We start from the raw sequence: 22,429 nt of genomic DNA on the forward strand, positions 1-22,429 counted from the left end.
ACCGCCCGTGTCAGCGGGTCGCGAGGGCGGCGATCAGCTTGTGGGTCGTGCTGGTCAAGGCGGAGAACGCCGCGAAATCGATGCTGTTGATGACGACGAAAACCCCGACATCGCGCCCCGGCGCGAAGGCGACGTAGCTCATGAAGCCGGCGCCTCCCCCGCTCTTGGCCAGCAACGCCGGTTCGTTCCCCTTGGCCGCCAGGGCCACCCAGCCGAGGGCGAGGCCCGCCATGGGCGAGGCTTCGTCGAAGCCGATCGCTGCCGGCATCGATTGGCGTTGGCGGTAGACCGCGTGGCTCAGGGCGAGCGCGCCGCTCGTGGCGGTGACGTTGTGCCGGAGCCAGCGCGCCATGTCGTTGCCGGTGCTGTAGAGGCCGCCGCTTCCGCCCGTCGCCTGGGTGTCGACGCAGGTGGCCGGGCCGCCGAGGCCCGCGCCGATCATCAGCCGCGCGCATTGCTCCGGCGTCGGTGACAGTCCCGTATCGGCCATTCCCAGCGGCGTGGTGACGTGGCTGCGCAGCAATTGGGAATAGGGTGCGCGCCCCGCCGCGCCGACGGCATCGGCCAGGAGGTCGAACCCCACATTCGAGTAGGACGTGACGGTGCCGGGAGCCCAGGGCAGCGTGTAGTTGCCCAGCCAGGACCAGCGGTCGTCGCGGGTCGGCCAGGCGCGAGGGTTCGTGCCTTCGGGGGCGTGTCCCATCTCGCGTGGCAGGGCGCCCGAATAGGTCGCCAGATCGAGAAGGGTGATGGGCCGCCCTTCGAAAGCGGGAACCTTCGCCTCCGGCGCGAAGCTCTGCAGCGGATCGGCGAGGGAGAGCTTCCTCTCCGTGGCGAGGGAGGCCAGCACCTCCGTGGTGAAGACCTTGGTGATGGAGTTGAGCCGCACGAGGCTCGTTCCATCGGGCGTGATGCCGTTGCCCTTCTCGGTCTCACCGTAGCCGCGGATGAAGGTCCCGTCCCCGCGCACGACCACCAGGATCATGCCGGGCGCGCCGGATTCGAGGAACAGGACGTCACCGGTCAAGTCCGTCGCCGCCGCGATCACCGGATCGTCGGCGCTGGCTGCTCGTGTCGTCGTCGCGAGCGACAGGGCAAGGGCGAGGACAGCGAATCGCTTGATCACGGCGCGGCTCCGATTCTGGGCGGAACTCTACACGCATTGGACGTGGTGCAAGCCCATCGGGCGGGTGGCGCCGCCGGGTCGATTCACAGGTGTTTGATCGTTCACGCCGTCCGGAGGCGAGTCGCCGCGACGGGACGTCCGATCTCAGCCCTCCCCGCCCTTCCCACGGTCGCCGGCCAGGGTGGCGCTCTCGCGCCGGAGCGGGCGGCCGACGGGGCAGACCTCCTGCACGAAGCCGGCGAGTGTGTTGGCGAGATTGTCCTCCACCTGCCGGTAGAACACGAACTGCCCGCGCTTCTCGCTCGCCACCAGGCCGGCATTTTCCAGGATCGACAGGTGCTGCGAGATCGACGGTTTCGACATCTCGAAGCGCGAGGCGATGTCGCCCGCGCTCAACTCGGCATGCGCAAGATAGGCGAGGATTTTCCGTCGCACTGGGGATGCCAGGGCCTCGAAGACGCGCTGCATGGGATCGGTGCCTCACTTCACCGAACATTTAGGCGATGAGCTAACGATTGACAAACTGGTCGCTGATATAATTAGGTAAGTGCCTAATAATTGGAGGCCCGCATGACGCTTCTCTCGACACCCCGCCTCATTGCGGGACCGGATACCTCCGCCACGGAAGGGCGGGTCCGCTGGGCGCCGTCCCGCTCGCTCTGGACCGGTGGCATGACGTTGGCGGCTGTCTCCCTGGCGCCGATCTTCGTCACGCCCGGTGCGGTGCTGCTCTTCCTCGCCAGCAGCGCAGTCACCCTCTGTCTCGGGCACTCCATCGGCCTGCACCGGCTCCTGATCCATCGCAGCCTGTCGGCGCCGCTCTGGGTGGAGCGGGTGCTGGTCTATCTCGGCACGCTGGTCGGCATGGCGGGACCGCTCGGCATGGTACGGCTCCACGACACCCGGGACTGGGCGCAGCGCCAGGCCTCGTGCCACGATCTCCATGCCCACCGCGCACCGTTTCTACGTGACGCGTGGTGGCAGATGCATTGCCGCCTCGATCTCACCCACCCGCCCCGCTTCGTGCCGGAGGACAGGATCGCCCGCGATGGCTTCCTGCGTTGGCTGGAGGCGAGCTGGATGGCGCAGCAGATCCCGTGGGCGATCCTGTTCTACGCGCTCGGCGGCATGCCGTGGCTGGTCTGGGGCATTCCCGTGCGGATCGCCGTGAGCCTCACCGGGCACTGGCTCGTCGGCCACCTGACCCACCGGTGTGGGCCGCAGGGCTGGACGGTGGATGGTGTCGCGGTGCAGGGACACGACCTGCCGGCGGCCTCCCTCGTCACCTTCGGCGAGGCCTGGCACGGCAACCACCATGCCTGGCCGGACTCCGCTCGCCTCGGCATCGAGCCGGGTCAGCACGATCCGGGTTGGTGGGTGCTGCTCGCGATGCGCCGGCTCGGTCTGGTGTGGGGGCTCAAGCAGCCGGGCGACCTGACGCCGAGGGAGGGATTGCGCCGCGTCACGGTTTGAACCCATCCCCCGGAGCCCGCCCGCTCCGGATCACCGCGATCTCCTCGCTGCCTCGGCCGACGAAAGGAACACGATCATGTCATCCGCCTCCTGGCCGATCACCCTGCGCGTCGCCTTGGCGGGCATCATCGGCCTCGTCGGATCGGTTCTGGTCATTCAGATGCTGCTCTGGCCGGCCTTGCCGGATGGGGCCGCGACGGAGACGATGGCCCGAGCCCTGTCGAGGGGCCTCGGCAGAACGATGGCCCTGATGGTGGCCGGACTTCTCTTTGCCGGGCCGTTGATCCTCATCGCGATTTTCGCGGGGGCGATCTTCCGGCCGTCAATCGAGCGGCATCTCCTGCCATGGAGCCTCGGCTCGCCGGTCGCGGTATGGCTGTTCGCCTGTCTCGTCCTCGTCCTGATGACGGAATCCGCCTCCAGGCCGCAGGGATTTCTCCAACGGCTCGCCGCCGCCATGGGGTCGGCGGAAAACCTGCTCTTCCTGTTGGGGCCCCTCGTGTCGGGCCTCGCATTCTATGGCTTGTCGGTGCCGCAAAAGCGGACGCCTCCGGTGTGACGAACCCTGTCACACGGCGATCTGGTCCCGTTCCCCGGTCTCGTCCACCAGGGCGGCCCCCTGTCGCCGCAAAGCCTCGCCCACCATCAGCAAGGCCGGCCCATCGTAGCCGGATGCCTCCACCCGGTCCGCCAGATCGGCGGCTGTGCCGGACACGACGGCTTGGTTGGGGCGCGTGGCGTTGAAGACGAGGAGCGCGGGGGTGGCCGGTGCCAGACCCTCGGCGACAGCGCGGTCGAGCAACTCGCGCAGGGTCTTCTTCGGCATGTAGACCACGGTGGTGACGCTCGGATCGGCGAGCGCGCCCCAGTTCAGGTCCGACGGCAGGGTGCCGCGGCGGTCGTGGCCGGTGACGAATTGCAGGCGTCGCGCCGAGTCGCGGTTGGTCAAGGAGACGCCCAGCGACGCGGCCGCCCCCTGCGCCGCCGAGATGCCCGGCACTACGCTCACGGGGATGCCGGCCTGATGGCAGGCGTCGATCTCCTCGCCGGCCCGGCCGAAGACCAGGGGGTCGCCGGATTTGAGGCGCACCACCTGCTTGCCGGATTTGGCGAGCTGCACCATCAGCGCGTTGATGTCGTCCTGGCGGCAGGAGGGGCCGTGCCCGGTCTTGCCCACCAGCATGGTGCGCGCCTCGCGGCGGGCATAATCGAGGATCTCGGGCGCCACGAGGTCGTCGTAGAGGATCACGTCGGCGTTGCGGAGCGCCCGCAGGGCCTTCAGCGTCAGGAGTTCGGCATCGCCCGGCCCCGAGCCGACGAGCGTCACCGCCCCGCCCTTGGGGGCCACCTCCGTCTGGCCGAGGAGTTCGGCCAGATCCGCCTCGGTGGGTGTCCGGTCCGGCTCGGCGAAGGCGCGATCCGTGAAGCGCTCCCAGAAGGCGCGGCGGTCGGAGAAGGCGTGGAAGCGGGAGGTGACCTCCTCGCGCCAGTCGCGGGCGGCGCCGATCCAGGCCTTGAACCCACGCGGGAGCATGCCCTCGATCCGGGCGCGCACGGTCTGCCCGAAGACCGGAGCCGCGCCCTCCGTGGAGATGCCCACCACCATGGGCGAGCGGTTGACGATGGCGCCGAACTTCACGTCGCAGAGATGCGGCCGGTCGACGGCGTTGACGATCGCTCCGGTCGCCCGCGCCGCGGCCACGAAGGCGATGCAATCGGCCTCGTCCTCCATGGCGCCGATGCAGAAGGCCGAGCCCTGGAGGTCGGCGGGCTGCCATTGGCGCTCGTGCAGGGTGACGCTGCCGGCGACGATCTCGCCCGGCACCGCGCGCAGCTCGTCGCTGGGCTCGGGGGCATAGACGTCCACATCCGCCCCGGCGGCGGCGAGCAGCTTCACCTTCCACGGCGCACCGCCATTGGACCCGGCCAGCACCGCGCGCTTGCCCTGCAGCGGCACGAAGACCGGCAGGACCGCCAACGGTTCGAGACCGGCATGTCCGGCGCCCTCACGGGCGGCGATTCCGGCGGGTCGGGTTTCCCGGGGCTGGCGGGGCGTGCTCATCCTATGAAAATGAGCTTATGCGGCGTCGCGCGCAAGCGCCTGCGGCAGCAGCTTGCGGATCTCTGGGATGCACGAGCCGCAATTCGTGCCGGCTTTGCAGGCGGCACCCACCGCCTCGACGCTCTGCGCCCCGGCAGCGATGGTGCCGGTGATGACGTCGAGGCCGACCCCGTGGCAGGCGCAGACGGTCGGCCCGGCCGACGCCGTCTCGGCCCGGCCTGAAAGCAAGGCGCGCCGGGCGGAGGGTTCGAGGTCGGGGGAGGCGAAATAGGCCTTCTCCGATTCCCAGCCCGGTTTCGCGTCGCCGGGCGTCAGGGCCAGACAGGCGACGAGACGCTCCCCGTCATAGGCGGCGAAGCGGTAGCGGCCACGGGCGTGGTCGGCATATTCGGCGATCTCGAGGCCCTGGAACATCCCCCGCAGCATCAGCGCGACCTCGCGCGAGCTCTCCTGGGTGGCGAAGTGCAGCCCGGACCCGCCCTGGATCGTGGCGCGCGCCCACCACCATCCGGTGGGAAGCGACCGCTGCTCGCGGGTCAACAGGAAGCCTCGGCTCCGATAGACCGCCGGCGCGATGGCGGCCGGCGTCGCCTTCAGCTCGGGCTGTCCGGAGACCGGATCGGGGATGCCGCGCGCGAGGGCGCCGACGCGGCCCTCCGACGCGGTGGCCCCGCTCCAGTGGAAGGCGGCGAAGAGGTCGCCCCGGCGCATACCCTCCCCCACCATCACCTCCAGCACCGCCGCACCATGCGCGGTGGAGACCGTGGCGAGGCCGCCATGGACCACGCCCATCGCCGCCGCGTCGTCGGGATGGATCTCGACGAAGGGCACGTCGCGATGAGCCGAGAGGCGCTGGCTCTTCCCCGTGCGCGTCATCGTGTGCCAATGGTCGCGGACCCGGCCGGTATTGAGCACGAAGGGGAAGTCCGGGCTCACGGCCTGGGCCAGCGCCGGAGGCTGTACGGCGACGAAGCGGGCACGCTTGTCGAAGGTGAAGAACTGTCCGTCGGCGAAGAGGCGCGGCTTGCCGTCCTTGGCCCCGCGCTTCGTCAGCGGCCATTGCAGCGGCTTCGCGCCGGCATAGGTCGCGTCCGAGATATCGCTCACCGCGCCGATGTCGAAGTCGCGGGTGCCGTTGTTCTCGAAGGCCGAGAGCGACGCGTGCTCGCGGAAGATCGCGGCGGCGTTCGGATAGGCGAAGGCCTCGCCGTGGCCGAGGCGCTTGGCGACGTCGCTGATGATCGCCCAATCCGCCCGTGCCTCGCCGGGGGCCTTGAGGAAGCTGCGCTGGCGCGAGATGCGCCGCTCGGAATTGGTGACGGTGCCGTCCTTCTCGCCCCAGGCCTGGGCCGGCAGCAGAACGGTCTTGCGGCCTGTCGCCATGGCGGTGTCGCTGTCGGCGACGGCCTCGGACACGACGTAGAGGTCGAGGCCCTTGATCGCCTCGCGGATTGCGTCGGCGCGTGGCATCGACACGACGGGGTTGGTGCCCATCACCCACAGGGCCTTGATCTTGCCGCGCTCCACCGCCTCGAACAGGGCGACGGCCTTCATGCCCTCGCCGGTGATGATGTTGGGCGCCGACCAGAACCGGCGGACCCGGTCCACCTCCTCGGGGGCGAAATGCATGTGGGCGGCCAGCATGTTGGCGAGGCCGCCGACCTCGCGCCCGCCCATGGCGTTGGGCTGGCCGGTGAGGGAGAACGGCCCCGCGCCGGCCTTGCCGATGCGGCCGGTGGCCAGATGGCAGTTGATGATCGCGTTGCCCTTGTCGGTCCCCTGCGCCGACTGGTTCACCCCCTGTGAGAAGGCGGTGACGACGCGCTTCGTGCGGGTGAACAGCGCGAAGAAGGCGCCCACATCCGCGTCCGAAAGGCCGGTGGCGGCGGCCGTCGCGGCGATGTCCGGCGCGATCGAGCGCGCGCGTTCGAGCGCCCCCTCGAAGCCCGTCGTGTGGTCGAGGACGAAGCGGTAATCGAGGGCGCCCGCGCTCGCGAGATGCACGAGGAGGCCGGAGAACAGGGCGGTGTCGGTGCCCGGCTTCAGGCCGAGGAAGAGGTCCGCCTCCTCCCCCGTCTGGGTCCGGCGCGGGTCGATCACCACGAGTTTGGTGCCGCGCTTGGCGCGGGCATCGACCATGCGGCGGAACAGGATCGGGTGGCACCAGGCGGTGTTGGAGCCGACCAGCACGATCACGTCGGCCTCGTCGAGATCCTCGTAGCAGCCCGGCACCGTGTCGGAGCCGAAGGCGCGCCGGTGGGCGGCCACCGCGCTCGACATGCAGAGGCGCGAGTTGGTGTCCACATGCGGCGTGCCGAGGAAGCCCTTCGCGAGCTTGTTGGCGACGTAGTAATCCTCGGTGAGAAGCTGGCCGGACAGGTAGAACGCGATCGAATCCGGGCCGTGCTGCTCGGCGACCTTGCGCAGGCCGCCGGCCACGGTGCCGAGCGCCGATTCCCAGCTCGCTCGCACCCCGTCGACGGAGGGATGCAGCAGGCGGCTGTCGAGGGACAGGGTCTCGCCGAGGGCCGAGCCCTTGGAGCAGAGGCGGCCGAAATTCGCCGGATGCTCGGTATCGCCGGCAATGCCCGCCCCCCCGAACCCGTCGGGGGTGGCCAGCACGCCGCAGCCGACGCCGCAATACGGGCAGGTGGTCTTCACGGCGGCGGCGGGTGCCTGGACGTGCGCGTTCATGGCGAAATCCTCGGCGAATTCCAGGGTTCGAAGGGCAGCAAGAGTCGGGCCGGCGCGCGACGTGGCTCTCCTCCCCAGCGGATCTCGGGCCTGCCCGAGATCCGTCGAGCTTGTGGGGAGGAGTTGGAGGTGGGGGTGGTTGGGTACCCCTCAGCCGAGTGAGACAAGCGGCGCCACCCCCACTGCTGGCCTCTCCCCACAAGGGGGAGAGGGACATGCTCTGCCAGCGCGATCAGGTGTTTGAATCCGATGGCCCGCAAAGGAGGGCGTTTCCCGGTTTCAGTACACGTCGGCCTGATACCGCCCGGTCTTCTTGAGATGGGCGAGGTAGGCCACGGCCTCGTCGGGATTCTTACCGCCATGGGTTCCGGCGACGTCGATGATTGCCCGCTCCACATCCTTGGCCATGCGCTTGGCATCGCCGCAGACGTAGAAATGGGCGCCGCCTTCGAGCCATTTCCACAGGTCCGCGCCGTTCTCGCGCATGCGGTCCTGCACATAGGTCTTCTCGGTCCCGTCCCGCGACCAGGCGAGGGACAGGCGGGTGAGCACCTTGCCGTCCTTCAGCGCGTTCAGCTCGTCCTTGTAGAAGAAGTCGCTGGCCTGGCGCTGGTGGCCGTAGAACAGCCAGTTGCGTCCCGGCGCCTGGGTCGCGGCGCGCTCGCGCAGGAAGGCGCGGAACGGTGCGATGCCGGTACCCGGCCCGCACATGATCACGTCCTTCGACAGGTCCTCCGGCAGGGCGAAGCCGTGCGCCTTCTGCAGGTAGACCTTGACCGTGGTCTTCTCGGCGATGCGTTCGCCGAGATGGGTCGAGGCGACACCCAGACGCAGCCGCGAGCGGTGGTTGTAGCGCACCGCGTCGACCGTGAGCGAGACCCGGCCCGGATCGGCCTTGGGCGAGGAGGAGATCGAGTAGAGTCGCGGCTGCAGCTCGTCGAGGGCTTCCAGGAACACCTCCGCGTCGGGCCGGGCACCGGGGAACTTGTGGAGCGCGCCGAGCACGTCGAGATAGGCGGCATCGCCGTCCGGGTCCTCGCCCGCCGAGAGCGCCCGCGCCTTCTTGCGGGCCTCCCCCGAGGTGAGGAGGGAAAGGAGCTGGTAGAGCCCGTCCGGCGCGGCGCCCAGGGAGTAATCCTTGATCAGCCGGTTCCGCAGGGTCTGACCGCCGATCATGCGCTCGGGCCGGGTGCCGAGTTCGGCGATCACCGCATCCACCAGGGCCGGCGGGTTCGAGGGGAACAGGCCGAGGGAATCGCCGACCACGTACTCGATGGGCGTGCCCGTGAGATCGATCTCGACATGCCAGGTCTCCTTCTCGCCGCCCGGCTCGTTGAGGCGGGTGCGGGACAGGAACACGGCCTCCACCGGGTTCTCGCGGCAATAGCCGAGCGGTCCGAGGGGCGCCTCCGCCTTGGCCTCGCCCTCCCCCGCTTCGGCCGCCTTCGCGCCGCCGCCCGCGCCGAATTCCTCATCCAGCTTCTTGAGCATGCGGAGGGTGTCCTTGCCCCCCGGCTGGCACAGGTTCAGGCGCTCTTCCTTCTTCAGGAACAGAGCGTTGGCGTAGTCGGCGCAATTGTAGCCGCACTGCCCGCAATCCTGCTGGGCCATGGCGGCCATGAGCTTCTGGGGCTCGGGACGCTCCTTGGCGAGCTCCATCCGGTCGGGCAGCGGCATCGACGGATCGTGCCAGGGCGCGTCGTCATTGTCGGCGAGCTTCGGGCCGCTGCCCGTATCGCCGGGCGCGAGGGCCGTCGCGCCCTCCACGGCGGGGCCGAGCAGGGCGGCGAAATAGCCCGACAGCCAGGAACGCTGATCCGGGTTGAACGGGGCGTTCTCGGGGATGAGAACGAGCGGGGGGATGACGTGCTCGCTCATGCTGCGGCCTTCAGGACGGGTTGATCTTCGGCGAGGTTGCGGAGGGTCTCGGGGCCGGTGCGCGCGGTGAAGGCCTGGAAGCTCTCCTCCCGGCTCTCGCGGCGGCCGAGATAGCTGCGCAGCAGCGCCTCGATCCGCGAGGGGCAATCCTCCGCCTTCACCGCCTTCCAGATCTCGGTGCCGATCTTCGGGCTGTCGCCGAAGCCGCCGCCGACGACGATGTCGTAGCCCTCGACCGTGTCGCCCTCCTCCGAGACGACGACCTTCGCGCCGATGAGGCCGATATCGCCGATGTAATGCTGGGCGCAGCTATGGTGGCAGCCGGTGACGTGCACGTTCACGGGCACGTCGAGTTCCGGCAGGTGGGCCTCCATGTAATCGGCGATGACGAGCGCGTGGCCCTTCGTGTCCGAGGCGGCGAACTTGCAGCCCTTGTTGCCGGTGCAGGCCACGAGGCCGGCGCGGATGCTGGAGGCTTCCGTGGTCAGGCCAAGCGCCGCCACGCGGGCCTGGACCTCGGCCACCTTGGCGTCGGGCACGCCGGAGAACAGGAAGTTCTGCCACACCGTCATGCGGATGGCGCCGTCGCCGCATTCCGACGAGATCTTTGCCAATTCCCGCATCTGTTCCGAGGTCATCTTGCCCACGGGCAGGATCACGCCGATCCAGTTCAGGCCCGGCTGGACCTGTTTGTGGACGCCCACATGGGAGAAGCGGTCCATGGGTCCGCGCGGGGCGATGTGGGCCGGGTCGACCCGGTCGAGCTTGTAGCCGAGCTCGTCTTCCACGGCCGCGAGGTACTTGTCGAAGCCCCAGGCATCAAGGACGTATTTCATCCGGCTCTTGTTGCGGTTGGTCCGGTCGCCGTTCTTGATGAAGACCCGCAGGATCGCGTCGGCGACTTTGTTGCAGGCCTCGGGCTTCAGCACCACGCCGGTGTCGCGGGCGAGATCGCGGTGGCCGGAGATGCCGCCGAGCACGAGGCGCATCCAGATGCCGGGCTCCACGGCCGCGCCGTCGAGGACCTTCACCGCCTGGAAGCCGATATCGTTGGTCTCTTCCAGCACCGGCATCACGCCGCCGCCGTCGAAGGCGACGTTGAACTTGCGCGGCAGGCCGTAGAGCGAACGGTCGTTGATGATCCAGTTGTGCCAGGACTTGGCCAGGGGCCGGGTGTCGAGGAGTTCCTGGGCGTCGATCCCTGCCACGGGCGAGCCGGTGACGTTGCGGATGTTGTCAGCGCCCGAGCCGCGCGCCGTGAGGCCGAGGTCGATCAGCCCGTCGAGGAAGGGCTGGCCGTGCTCCGCCGTGATCTCGCGGACCTGGAGGTTGGCGCGGGTGGTGACATGGCTGTAGCCGCCGCCATGGGCATCGGCCAGATCCGCGATACCGGCGAATTGCCAATGCTGCAGGATGCCGTTGGGGATGCGCAGGCGGCACATGAAGTCGCCGCTGGCCGGGGCGAGCCAGAACAGGCCGTGATAGCGCCAGCGGAAATTGTCCTCCGGCTTCGGGGCCTTACCGGTGGCGGCCTCGGCGATGAGGCGGTTGTGCCCGTCGAACGGGTTCTCGGCCCGCTTCCACTTCTCCTGGTCGCAGAGCTTGCCGCCGGCCTTCACCGTGGCGTCCTGGGCCTTGATGTGGATGGCGTCCGGGCCGGTGGGCTCGGAGGGCGCGGCGGCACCCTGCCCGAGGGCGAGGCCGCCGGTGAGGCGGGCGGCGGCGATGCCCGAGGCGAAGCCTTCGAGGTAGCGCTTCTGCTCGGCGTTGAAGTCGTCGGCCATGGAAGCCTCCATCATGCTGCCAGGGATTGGGAATCGGGGGCGTGGACGCGCCCGAACATCAGGTCGTCACGGTGATCGGCGATCGGTTCGCCGGTGCGGATCAGCGTCTTGCACCAGCCTTGTTCGGCGATGTCGCCGACGAAGACGGCGCCGAGGAGCTTGCCGTCGCCGATGATCAGCTTGCGGTAGAGGCCGAGGCCGGGGTCCGACATCACCACCGTCTCGGCATGTTCGGGCGCCTCGATCTCGCCGGCCGAGAAGACCGGCAGGCCCGAGACCTTGAGGCTGGTGGCCAGCGAGGTGCCGAGATAGGCCGCCTCCTCGCCGACGAGGTGGCGGCTCAACACTTCGGCCTGGTCGTAGGCGGGCTCGACGAGGCCGTAGACCATGCCGCGATGCTCGGCGCATTCGCCGAGCGCGAAGATGCGCGGATCGGAGCTCGTCATGCGGTCGTCGACCTTGATGCCGCGCCCGACATCGAGCCCGGCGCCCTGGGCGAGGACGGCATTGGGGCGTACCCCCACCGACATCACCACGAGGTCGGCCGGCAGCACCGTGCCGTCCGACAGGACGAGGCGCTCGACCCGGCCGTCGCCCTCCACATGGGCGGTATCGGCCTTGAGGAGGACGCGGACACCGCGGGATTCCATGGCGCGCTTCACCAGGCCGGCGGCGTGGTGGTCGAGTTGGCGCTCCATCAGCCGGTCCATGACATGGAGCAGGGTGGTGTCGACCCCGAGCCGCGCGAGGCCGACGGCGGCCTCCAACCCGAGCAGGCCGCCGCCGATGACGATGGCCTTCGCCCCCGTCACCGCGGCCTTCCGGATCGCCGCCACATCCGCGAGATCGCGGAAGGTGATGATGCCGGGCAGGTCCATGCCGGGCTTCGGCAGCCGGATCGGCAACGAGCCGACCGCGAGAACGAGCTTGTCGAAGGGCAGGACATGGGTCTCGCCGACCATGACGAGGGCGTTCTCCCGGTCGATCTGCGTCACCGGCGCTCCGGTGATGAGGCGGATGCCGTGCGCCTCGTACCAGTCGAGGCCCCGGAACGCGCAGGCCGCCTCATCCACCTCGCCGCCCAGCAGGGACGAGAGCAGCACGCGGTTATAGGCCGCCTGCGGCTCGGCACCCACGACGGTGACGTCGTAGCGACCGGGCGCGCGCTCGGTCAGCCGCTCCAGAAACCGCAACGACGCCATGCCGTTGCCGATCACCACCAGACGCTCCTTCATGACCTGCGTCCGATCCTCACGCCGCCATGGCGGGTTTGGCGTGGCGGGCATAGAGGAACTCGAGCACTGCGGCGCGGGCATGGGTGTAAGTGGCGTCCTCCACCAGATCGAGGCGGCGGCGGGGACGCTCGAGATCGACCTTCAGGATCTCGCCGACCGTGGCCGAGGGACCGTTGGTCATCATCACGATCCGGTCCGAGAGCAGCACCGCCTCGTCGACATCGTGGGTGATCATGATCACGGCGTTCTTCAGCCGCGCATGGATGTCCATCAGCGAGTCCTGCAGATGGGCGCGGGTCAGCGCGTCCAGCGCCCCGAACGGCTCGTCGAGGAGGAGCACCTTCGGCTCCATGGCGAGCGCCCGGGCGATGCCGACGCGCTGCTTCATGCCGCCCGAGATCTCGTTGGGGCGACGGTCCGCGGCATGGGTCATGTTCACGAGGGCGAGGTTGTGGTCGATCCATTCGGACCGCTCGGCCTTGGTCTTCTTGCCCTTGAGCACCTTCTCGACGGCGAGCGCCACGTTCTCGCGCACGGTCAGCCAGGGCAGCAGGGAATGGTTCTGGAACACCACGGCGCGGTCCGGGCCGGGGCTGTTCACCTCCTTCTCTTCAAGGAGGACGCCGCCGGTGGAGGCCTTGAGCAGCCCGGCGACGATGTTGAGCACCGTCGACTTGCCGCAGCCGGAATGGCCGATCAGCGAGACGAACTCGCCCTTGTCGATCTTCACGCTCACGTCGCGCAGCACCTCGTTGGTGCGCCCGGCGCGGGTGAAGCTGATGCCGACATTCTCGATGCTGAGATAGCTCATGGGTCTCGTGTCCCTCTGCGAGAGGCGGTCGGGGCACGGCACGACGGGGAAGCCCCGGCGTGCCGTGCGGAGGCGTTCAGGCGGTGGCGCCGCGGGTGACGAGGGTGCCGATGAAGGCCACGAACCGGTCGAGGAAGAACCCGATCACCCCGACATAGACGAGGGCGACGATGATCTCGGAGATGTGCGACGAGTTCCAGGCGTCCCAGATGAAGAAGCCGATGCCGACGCCGCCGATGAGCATCTCCGCCGCCACGATGGCGAGCCAGGACAGACCGACGCCGATGCGAAGCCCCGTGAAGATGTAGGGAGCCGCCGAGGGCAGCATGATCTTCACGAAGAATTCGAGCGGGTTGAGGCGCAGCACCGCCGCCACGTTGCGGTAATCCTGCGGGATGTTGCGGATGCCCACCGCCGTGTTGATGATGATCGGCCAGATCGAGGTGATGAAGATCACGAAGATGGCCGAGGGCTGGCCGTCGCGGAACGCCGCGAGGGAGAGCGGCAGCCAGGCCAGCGGCGGGATCGTGCGCAGCACCTGGAAGATCGGGTCGAGGCCGCGCATGGCCCAGTCCGACTGGCCGATCAGGGTGCCGACCATGATGCCCACGACGGTGGCCAGGGCGAAGCCGAAGGCGACGCGCTGGATGCTGGCGTAGATGTGCCAGAACAGGCCCTTGTCGGTGCCGCCATTGTCGTAGAACGGGTGGGCGATGATGTCCCACGCCTCGGTGACGACGCGCGAGGGCGGCGGCAGACCGGCGGTGGGCCGCGAGCACAGCAGCTCCCAGATCACCAGGAAGGCGATCAGCACCACGACCGGCGGGATCAGGTTGACGGCGATCCGGCGGAACGTCGCCAGGGTCACCAGGGGCTTGCGCGGGGCCTTGGCCGCCGGTTTCGCGGCGGCTCCCGTCACGGCGATGGTGGAGGTGTTGGCCATCACGCGATCCTCTTGATGCCGAGGCTGGACAGGTAGGCGGCGGGATCGGCGGGATCGAAGACCTTTCCGTCGAAGAAGGTCTCCTTGCCGCGCGACGTGGAGCTCGGGATCGCGGTGACGCCCAGCGCCTTGGCGGCGTCGCGCCAGATATCCTCGCGGTTCACCTTGGCGATGAGCGCCTTGGTGTCCGTCTGCGCGTCGAACTTGCCCCAGCGGATGTCCTCGGTGAGGAACCAGAGGTCGTGGCTCTGGTAGGGGTAGGAGGCGTTGTCGGCGAAGAACTTCATGACGTAGGGGCTGTTCTCGACCACGCGGCCGTCGCCGTAATCGATGGTGCCCTTCATGCGGCCGGCGACGTCGCCGACGGGGATGTTGATCCACTGGCGCTTGGCGACGATTGCCGAGAACTCGTCCCGGTTCTCGGGCTTGTCGCACCACATCTGCGCTTCCAGCACCGCCATGGTCAGGGCCTTGGCGGCGATGGGGTTCTTCTCGACCCAGGAGGCGCGCATGGCGAACGCCTTCTCCGGGTGGTCCTTCCACAATTCGCCGGTGGTCAGCGCGGTGTAGCCGAGGCCCTGCTGCACGAGCTGCGCGTTCCACGGCTCGCCGACGCAGAAGCAATCCATCGTGCCGACCTTCATGTTCGCCACCATCTGGGGCGGCGGCACGACGATGGTCTCGATGTCCTTGTCGGGGTCGATCCCGCCGGCGGCGAGCCAGTAGCGGATCCAGAGGTCGTGGGTGCCGCCGGGGAAGGTCATGGCCGCCTTCACCGACTTGCCGGCGGCCTTCTTCTTGTCGATCGCCGCCTTGAACACCTTGGAATCGAGGGAGACCTTGGCGTCCAGATACTCCTTGGCCACCGAGACGCATTGGCCGTTGGTGTTGAGGCGCGCCAGGATCTGCATCGGCACGGGGACGTTGTTCTGCGTCACGCGGCCGGCCGAGATCAGGTAGGGCATCGGCGTCAGGATGTGAGCGCCGTCGATGCCGTTCCCCTCCGAGCCGAGCACGAGGTTGTCGCGGGTGGTGCCCCAGCTCGCCTGTTTCAGCACCTCCACGTCGGGCATGCCGTGCTTGGCGAAGAAGCCCTTTTCCTTGGCGACGAAGAGCGGACCGGCATCGGTGAGGGCGATGAAACCGAGCTTGGCGCCCTTCACTTCCGGGCCGGCCCCCTGCGCGAAGGCACCGCCGGGCAGCGCAGTGCGCGCCAGGGCTGCCAGCGACAAGGTCGCGGCGGCGCCCTTCAAGAGGCTGCGGCGGCTGTTCTGAAACCCGTCAGTCATGGAAAACTCGATCCCTCGAAGCTTAAGCATTCGACCCGAAAACGAAAAAAAACCGCTGCCCAAACGCAACCGAAGGCAGCCGCGAAAGCGCGCCAACGGGTTACTTGGGTCAGCGGCTCTGCCGACATTCGTGCCCGTCGCCGTTGACGAGCGGGATAGGCTCAGCAGGTTCCGTGCCAGACGCAGTCCAGCCTGTAACGGCTCTAAGTCCGAAGGCGGTTCGGACGGCGCGGGAGAGCACGCGGCCCTGCGGCTTCGGCGGGGCGTGCGTTGCACAATCGGGAGGCTTTTCGTGCCGCCAAAAGCGGCGTCCGGCCCCGATCAGCCGCTCAGAGCGGCATCGAACAGGTCCGGGCGGTAGATCGCGCGGGCGGCGGAACGAAGCTCGTCGGAGGCGACAAGCTGTCCGGCGCGCTCCGCCTCGCCGACGAACCAATCCGCATGGCCGGGGTCGGGCCGGTGCGCGCGCTCGCCGAACAGGCTGAAATGCGGGTCCCGCCGCCGCCGCCCGTCGGAATCGACGATCACGTCCCCCGTGAGCGCCCGTTCGAGAATCGGCGCCGGTACGTTCAGGTAGCCGTCGCGCGAAAGGAGGGAGGCGAGTTCGGCGCTGTTGCCGGGATCGGCGCACCAGCGCCCGGCCCGGTCGAGGGCACGCACCAGGGGGGCGCAGCGCGGCGCTTCGGATTCCGGCAGGGCCAGAACCTTCTCCGGGCAATCGGGCAGGAGTTCACTGCCGAGGACCGCGATGCGGCCATACCCCTCCGCCACGGCGACGCTGTTCCAGGGGCTCCCGACGCAGAACCCGTCGATCAGTTCGCGCCGCAGCGCCTCGGCGATCTGTGGCGGCGGGATCACCACGAGGCGCGTCTGCGTGTCGAGGTCGAGGCCGCCGCGCTCGGCGAAGATCCGGAGCTGGTAGGTGTGGCTGGAGAACGGATGCACCGTGCCCAGCGTCAATGGCCTCCCCTCCCGCTCCCGCCGCATGGCGATGTGCGCGAAAGCGGCGGCCACGGTGTCGACCTCGTCGTCCGCGGCCTCCATCGCCTCCCATAGGGGGCGGGACACCGTGATGGCGTTGCCGTTGAGGTTGAGCGCCATCGGCACGCAAAGCCGGGTCAGCGGCCCGCTCAGCCCGAGCGCGCTGGCGATGGCGAGGGGCGCCAGCATATGCGCGCCATCGAGATGGCCCACCGCCAGCTTGTCGCGCAGGGTCGCCCAGGAGGGCTCGCGCACGAGGTCGAGGGTGAGCCCCTCGGCCTTGGCGAAGCCGAGCTCCGCCGCCGCGATCAGGCTCGCGGCATCCACGAGGGGGACGTATCCGAGCGCGAGCCTCATCCGAACAGGTCCGCCGTGGTGACGATGGCGCGGGCGATGTCGGCGATCTTGCTCTTCTCGTTCATGGCCTTGCGCCGCATCAGCTTGTAGGCCTCCTCCTCGCTGAGGGAGCGGGCGGCCATGAGGATGCCCTTGGCGCGCTCCACGATCTTCCGGTCGGCGAGCTCGCCCCGCGCCTCCACCAGTTCCCGCTGCAGCCGGGCGAAGGCCTGGAACCGCAGGATGGCGATGTCGAGGATCGACCGGATGCGCTGGGGATGCAGCCCGTCCACCACATAGGCCGAGATACCGGCATCCACCGCCGCCTGCATCATCGGCGCGTCCGAGCGGTCGACGAACATCGCCACCGGCCGCTCCACATGGCGGGACAGGCCCGACATTTGTTCGAGGATGTCCCGGCTGGGGCTCTCCAGGTGGATCACCACCACGTCGGGATTGAGGGCGGCCACCTGCGCCGGCAGGTCGGCGGTGTCGGGGATGATGACCACATCCGCGATTCCGGCGGCGCGCAGGCCCTCTTCGAGGATCGCTGCGCGGGCCCGGCTCGGATCGATCACGGCGACGGTGAAGGAAGGTTCTGTCATCGGGGCCCAATGGGGGGCGGGACGGCCGGTTCGTGCCGGCGGGAACGGGCAAGAGGCGTACCTAACACAGGGCTCGACCGCACGGATCTCCCCGACACACCGGCATCGCCGAAAAAGAACGTCGCCGAATCATCGGCTTCGACACCTTTCGATACGTTCGGGAAAGGAAATGGCCCAGCTTCCGCCGCAAACGCGGGCGCTAATGGCGGTGTCGAAGCGGGGTGAGGTGTTCGGATGGTGGAGTGCCGCATATCGCAGCCTGTCGAGAACGCCCTCGCCTCCGAGGCCGGGACCGGCATGGCGCTTCCCCTGCTGCCGACGATCGTCGTCGCGGTGATCGTGTCCGCCGCCTCCTTCCTCTGCCAGACGCCTTCCGCGCCCGTTCCCGAGACGCCCGCCAGCACGCGGATCGTCGAGATGGAGAGCCGGACGACGCAGGCGAGCCCGATCGAGACCGCCGATCTGGGCACGGCCTTCGTCCCGGCCGCCTTCGCCTTCCGTGATCAGTTTCCGCTGCGCGACCTCGTGACCACGACCGCCAGCGTCGCGCCGCGCCGCGCGACGTCCCGCACCGCCGCCGTGAAACCGTCTCAACGCCGGCCCGATTCCGCGCGGTCCGAAATGGCGAAGACCGAGGCGACGAGACCCGACGCCAACCGGGTTCCGTCGGTCGTCGCTGCGAAGGCCGCCGTCTCGCCCGAGCCGTTCCGGGTCGAGGCCGAGGCGGACGAGGAACTGATTCCGCATCTCGCCCTGCCCTTCGCGCCGGCGATCTCCGCGATCAGCCGGGCCGGCAGCTTCGTGGGCACCCAGAGCGCGGCGGTGGGCGCCGAGGCCATGGCCCTCGGCAATGTCGTGACCGGGCTCGTCGACCGCCTGCCGTTGCGGCCCTGATCGCACCGGCTCACGCATCACGCGCGGTTTCGGGCCGGTCCGGCCAGTCTTTCAGAGCTTTGCCGCTGGATTCTCCCCCTGTCGGGGACTAGGTGAGCCTTCGTCGACGAGACGGGCGCGAGGACCGCATTGCCGCGGGGGCCCGGCGGCAAGGATGGGCATGGCGGGACGGATCGAGGATTACGCGCTGGTCGGCGATGGCCGCACCGCTGCGCTGATCGGGCGCGACGGCAGCATCGACTGGCTCTGCTGGCCCCGTTTCGATTCCGCCGCCTGTTTCGCCTCCCTCCTCGGCACCGAGGAACACGGGTTCTGGAAACTGTCCCCGGCGGATGGCGAGGCCACGGTCACGCGCCGCTACCGGGAGGGCAGTCTCGTCCTCGAGACGCGCTATGTGACCTCCGCAGGCGAGGCCAGGGTGATCGACTACATGCCGGCCAATGACGGGTCGCACATGGTGCGCATCGTCGAAGGCCTGTCCGGCTCGGTCGACATGCGCATGGTCCTCGCCGTGCGCTTCGATTACGGGCTCGCGGTGCCGTGGGTGTCTCACAACGAACTCGGTGACCTGCGGGCGATTTCCGGTCCCCATAAGGTGGTTCTCCGCACCCGCGCGCCCCTCGATGGGGTCGGTCAGACCACGGTTTCGGACTTCACCGTGGCGGAGGGCGAGAGCCTGTCGTTCTGCCTCAGCTACGGCCCCTCGCACGAGGACGACCCGCCTCCGATCGAGCCGCGCAAGGTGCTGTTCCAGACCGATCGCTACTGGCGTGACTGGTCGAGCCGCTGCGCGTCCGGCACGCCCTGGGACGCGATCCTCAAGCGCTCGCTGCTGACACTCAAGGCTCTGATCTACACGCCCACGGGCGGGATCGTGGCCGCGCCCACCACCTCCCTGCCCGAGGAACTCGGCGGCGTGCGCAACTGGGATTACCGGTTCTGCTGGCTGCGGGATTCGACCTTCACCCTGATCGCACTGATGGATGGCGGCTTTCTCGACGAGGCGCGGGCCTGGCGCGACTGGCTGATCCGCGCCGTGGCCGGCAATCCGGAGCAGGCGCACATCCTCTACGGCATCGCAGGCGAGCGGCTCCTGCCCGAGATCGAGCTCGACTGGCTTCCCGGCTACGAGGGGTCGAAGCCGGTGCGGATCGGCAACGCGGCGGTCGACCAGTTCCAGCTCGATGTCTACGGCGAGATCTTCGACGCGCTCTATCAGGCCCGTCAGCGCGGCCTTCTCGGCGATGCCGACGGCTGGCGTGTGGGCCTCGCCCTGCTGGAGCATCTGGAGAAGGTCTGGAGCGAGCCCGACGAGGGCATCTGGGAGGTGCGCGGCGGCCGCCGCCACTTCGTCCATTCCAAGGTCATGGCCTGGGTCGCCTTCGACCGGGCCATCCGCTCCTTCGAGATGGGCGACGGGCCGCCCGCCCCCGTGGATCGCTGGCGTGCGATCCGCGACCATATCCACGAGGAGGTCTGCGAGAAGGGGTTCGACAAGGAGCTGAACAGCTTCGTCCAGTATTACGGGGCCAAGCCCCTCGATGCGAGCCTGCTCCTCATCGCCCATATGGGCTTCCTGCCCCAGGACGACCCGCGTGTCGTCGGCACGGTGGAGGCCATCGGCAAACACCTGATGCGTGACGGATTCGTGCTGCGCTACGACACCGAGGATGACAATACCGATGGTCTGCCCGGCGGCGAGGGGGCTTTCCTGCCCTGTAGCTTCTGGTACGCCGACAATCTCATCGGCCTCGACCGCTGCCACGAGGCGCGGGAGCTGATCGAACGCCTCATCGGCGTCTGCAACGATGTCGGGCTCGTGGCGGAGGAATACGACGTGGGAGCCAAGCGCCTTGTGGGCAATTTCCCCCAGGCGTTCAGTCACGTCACGTTGGTGAACACGATTTTGAACTATAGCCGTGCCAGCGGGCCGGCGCGGGAGCGCAGCGAGAAATCCGCCCTCGCCCGGGCCACATCGCCAAACCGGGCGAGTTCTCCCGGCCAGGGTGTCGCAAATTGAGAAGGCGCCGCGGCCCAGCACAGCTGATCGCCGCAGCCCCGCAAAGAATAGGAAGACGAGACCATGAGCGGAGCCGAGACCAAGCCGAAGGGTGAACTGAGCGAGATCGACAAGCTCTCCATCGACACCCTGCGTACCCTGGCGATCGACGCGGTGCAGAAGGCGAATTCCGGCCATGCCGGCGCGCCGATGGCCCTGGCGCCCGTGGCCTACACCCTGTGGAACCGCTACCTGCGCTACGATCCGGCACATCCGCACTGGCCCAACCGCGACCGGTTCGTGCTCTCGGCGGGCCATGCCTCGATGCTGCTCTACGGTCTGCTGCACCTCGCCGGTGTCGCCCAGAGCGATGGCGGCAACGAGCCGGCGATCACCATCGAGGACATCAAGAACTTCCGCCAACTCGACAGCAAGACGCCTGGGCACCCGGAATACCACTTCACCACGGGCGTCGAGACCACCACCGGGCCCCTCGGCCAGGGTGTGGCGAATTCCGTCGGCATGGCGATGGGCGGCCGCTTCCTCGGCGAGACCCTGAACCGCCCCGATTTGCCGCTGTTCGACTTCAACGTCTACGCGATCTGCTCGGATGGCGACCTGATGGAGGGCGTGGCCGCCGAGGCCGCCTCCATCGCCGGGCATCTGCGCCTGTCGAACCTGTGCTGGATCTACGACAACAACACGATCACCATCGAGGGGCACACCGAACTCGCCTTCTCGGAAGAGGTGGCGACGCGCTTCCTCAGCTATGGCTGGCAGGTCCTGCGTGTGGCCGACGCCAACGACGTCCACGCCATTTCCGCCGCCCTGGAGACCTTCCTCCAATCCAGTGACCGGCCGACGCTCATCGTCGTCAACTCGATCATCGGCTTCGGCGCCCCGAAGAAGCAGAACACCTCGAAGGCCCATTCCGACGCCCTGGGCGAGGAGGAGGCGAAGGGCGCCAAGCGGGCCTATGGCTGGCCCGAGGATTCCCAGTTCCTGGTGCCGGACGGCGTGGTGGAGAACTTCCGCAGCGGCATCGGCCAGCGCGGCGCCGAGCTGTTCGCCACCTGGGAGGGTTTCATGGCCGAGGCCAAGGCCTCCGATCCGGCCCTGGCCGAAGAGATCGACGCCCTCCTCACGGGCCGCCTGCCCGAGGGCTGGGACAATGACATCCCGGTCTTCCCGGCCGACGCCAAGGGCATGGCCACGCGCGAATCCTCCGGCAAGGTGCTCAACGCCATCGCCAAGAACGTGCCCCACCTGCTCGGCGGCTCGGCGGATCTGGCGCCCTCCAACAAGACCAAGCTCGAATTCGAGGGGGCCGGTACCCTCTCGCCCTTCGAGCCGGGCGGTCGCAACATCCATTTCGGCGTCCGCGAACACGCCATGGGGTCGATCGTCAACGGCCTCGGCCTCGTCGGCCTGCGCGCCTACGGAGCGACCTTCCTGGTCTTCGCCGATTACATGCGCCCGCCGATCCGCCTCGCCTCGCTGATGGAACTGCCGGTCTTCCACGTCTTCACGCACGATTCCATCGGCGTCGGTGAGGACGGCCCCACCCACCAGCCGGTGGAGCAGCTCCTGACGCTCCGTGCCATCCCCGGCCTCGTCACCCTGCGCCCGGCGGATGCCAACGAGGTGGCGGAAGCCTACCGGGTCATCATGGGGTTGAAGGATCAGCCGGCGGTGCTGGCCCTGAGCCGCCAGCCGCTGCCGACCTTCGACCGGACTAAGTACGGCAGCGCCGCCGGCGTCGCGAAGGGCGGCTACGTGCTGGCCGATTGCGAGGGGACGCCGGAGGTCATCCTCATCGGCACGGGCAGCGAGGTGCAGCTCTGCGTCTCGGCCTACGAGGCGCTGACGGCGGAGGGCATCAAGGCCCGCGTGGTCTCGATGCCGTCCTGGGACCTGTTCGAGCGTCAGGACGAGGCCTACCGCAACGCGGTGCTGACGCCGGAGGTGCTCGCCCGCGTCGCTGTCGAGCAGGGCTCGGTCATCGGTTGGGACCGCTATGCGGGCTCCGCCGGCGCGATCATCGGCATGCACACGTTCGGGTCCTCGGCCCCGATCAAGGATCTGCAGACCAAGTTCGGCTTCACGCCGGAGAAGGTGCTGCAGGCCGCCCGCGACCAGATCGCGCGGCACAAGAAGTAGGTCTCGCGGGTTCCCTGAACGACGGAACGCACGTCCCCCTCCCCTTGTGGGGAGGGGTCAGGGGTGGGGGTGGTTGGGTGACCCGCGGGCTGCGGAGGCCAGCGGAGCCACGCCCACCTCCGGCTCCTCTCCACAAGGGGGAGGAGAGGCGCGCACACT

The 22,429-nt window shown here is 68.8% G+C and carries 17 protein-coding genes; 5 read left to right on the forward strand and 12 right to left on the reverse strand.

Annotated features, from left to right (window positions below; all coding sequences use genetic code 11):
• Positions 1-10: 10 nt before the first annotated feature.
• Both ampH and ASF08_RS05775 read right to left on the reverse strand, forming a co-directional pair.
• The gene (gene ampH, locus ASF08_RS05770) at positions 11-1,126 is read right to left on the reverse strand and encodes a D-alanyl-D-alanine-carboxypeptidase/endopeptidase AmpH (RefSeq protein ID WP_056142422.1); all 1,116 of its coding nucleotides are present in this window, start codon (positions 1,124-1,126) and stop codon (positions 11-13) included.
• 144 nt (positions 1,127-1,270) lie between these two features.
• A complete protein-coding gene (locus ASF08_RS05775; RefSeq protein WP_018044078.1) occupies positions 1,271-1,594 on the reverse strand; it encodes a metalloregulator ArsR/SmtB family transcription factor in 324 nt (107 codons plus the stop codon).
• A gap of 102 nt (positions 1,595-1,696) precedes the next feature.
• Here ASF08_RS05775 and ASF08_RS05780 point away from each other — a divergent pair, with 102 nt between their 5' ends.
• Together ASF08_RS05780 and ASF08_RS05785 are read left to right on the forward strand one after the other, a co-directional pair.
• A complete protein-coding gene (locus ASF08_RS05780; RefSeq protein WP_056142424.1) occupies positions 1,697-2,599 on the forward strand; it encodes an acyl-CoA desaturase in 903 nt (300 codons plus the stop codon).
• 76 nt (positions 2,600-2,675) lie between these two features.
• Positions 2,676-3,158 carry a hypothetical protein gene (locus tag ASF08_RS05785; protein WP_056142426.1) on the forward strand — a complete coding sequence of 161 codons (483 nt, stop codon included), beginning with the start codon at positions 2,676-2,678 and terminating at the stop codon, positions 3,156-3,158.
• A 9-nt stretch (positions 3,159-3,167) separates the two neighbouring features.
• On the opposite strand, the gene cysG is transcribed toward ASF08_RS05785, so the two are convergent.
• The 10 genes from cysG to ASF08_RS05835 form a co-directional block, all read right to left on the reverse strand.
• The gene (gene cysG, locus ASF08_RS05790; protein WP_056142429.1) at positions 3,168-4,661 is read right to left on the reverse strand and encodes a siroheme synthase CysG; all 1,494 of its coding nucleotides are present in this window, start codon (positions 4,659-4,661) and stop codon (positions 3,168-3,170) included.
• Between the two features lie 15 nt (positions 4,662-4,676).
• Positions 4,677-7,355, reverse strand: coding sequence for a nitrate reductase (locus tag ASF08_RS05795; RefSeq protein ID WP_056142432.1), 2,679 nt, complete (start codon positions 7,353-7,355; stop codon positions 4,677-4,679).
• 279 nt (positions 7,356-7,634) lie between these two features.
• Positions 7,635-9,233, reverse strand: coding sequence for a sulfite reductase subunit alpha (locus ASF08_RS05800; protein WP_056142435.1), 1,599 nt, complete (start codon positions 9,231-9,233; stop codon positions 7,635-7,637).
• A complete protein-coding gene (locus ASF08_RS05805; protein WP_056142567.1) occupies positions 9,230-11,017 on the reverse strand; it encodes a NirA family protein in 1,788 nt (595 codons plus the stop codon). The genes ASF08_RS05800 and ASF08_RS05805 overlap by 4 nt, the downstream gene beginning before the upstream one ends.
• 11 nt (positions 11,018-11,028) lie before the next feature.
• Positions 11,029-12,252, reverse strand: coding sequence for an NAD(P)/FAD-dependent oxidoreductase (locus ASF08_RS05810; RefSeq protein ID WP_056142440.1), 1,224 nt, complete (start codon positions 12,250-12,252; stop codon positions 11,029-11,031).
• Positions 12,253-12,268: 16 nt separating this feature from the next.
• Positions 12,269-13,063 (reverse strand): ABC transporter ATP-binding protein, encoded by a 795-nt coding sequence (locus tag ASF08_RS05815; protein WP_018044086.1) that lies wholly within the window; start codon positions 13,061-13,063, stop codon positions 12,269-12,271.
• Between the two features lie 76 nt (positions 13,064-13,139).
• Entirely contained in the window at positions 13,140-14,006 is an 867-nt protein-coding gene (gene ntrB, locus ASF08_RS05820; RefSeq protein WP_056142441.1) for a nitrate ABC transporter permease, read from the reverse strand.
• Positions 14,006-15,295 carry a CmpA/NrtA family ABC transporter substrate-binding protein gene (locus tag ASF08_RS05825; RefSeq protein WP_056142444.1) on the reverse strand — a complete coding sequence of 430 codons (1,290 nt, stop codon included), beginning with the start codon at positions 15,293-15,295 and terminating at the stop codon, positions 14,006-14,008. Before ASF08_RS05825 ends, ntrB begins: the two co-directional genes overlap by 1 nt.
• Before the next feature lie 321 nt (positions 15,296-15,616).
• A complete protein-coding gene (locus tag ASF08_RS05830) occupies positions 15,617-16,633 on the reverse strand; it encodes a CmpA/NrtA family ABC transporter substrate-binding protein (protein WP_056142445.1) in 1,017 nt (338 codons plus the stop codon).
• Positions 16,630-17,217 (reverse strand): ANTAR domain-containing response regulator, encoded by a 588-nt coding sequence (locus ASF08_RS05835; protein ID WP_018044090.1) that lies wholly within the window; start codon positions 17,215-17,217, stop codon positions 16,630-16,632. Before ASF08_RS05835 ends, ASF08_RS05830 begins: the two co-directional genes overlap by 4 nt.
• A gap of 297 nt (positions 17,218-17,514) precedes the next feature.
• Between ASF08_RS05835 and ASF08_RS05840 the strand changes: the two genes are divergently transcribed.
• From ASF08_RS05840 to tkt, 3 genes are all read left to right on the forward strand, one after another.
• Positions 17,515-18,111 (forward strand): hypothetical protein, encoded by a 597-nt coding sequence (locus tag ASF08_RS05840; RefSeq protein WP_156629472.1) that lies wholly within the window; start codon positions 17,515-17,517, stop codon positions 18,109-18,111.
• A 160-nt stretch (positions 18,112-18,271) separates the two neighbouring features.
• A complete protein-coding gene (locus ASF08_RS05845) occupies positions 18,272-20,131 on the forward strand; it encodes a glycoside hydrolase family 15 protein (RefSeq protein ID WP_056142451.1) in 1,860 nt (619 codons plus the stop codon).
• A gap of 63 nt (positions 20,132-20,194) precedes the next feature.
• A complete protein-coding gene (gene tkt, locus ASF08_RS05850; RefSeq protein WP_056142454.1) occupies positions 20,195-22,270 on the forward strand; it encodes a transketolase in 2,076 nt (691 codons plus the stop codon).
• Positions 22,271-22,429 lie beyond the last annotated feature (159 nt).

It is taken from the genome of Methylobacterium sp. Leaf85, assembly GCF_001422125.1.
GTDB lineage: Bacteria > Pseudomonadota > Alphaproteobacteria > Rhizobiales > Beijerinckiaceae > Methylobacterium > Methylobacterium bullatum.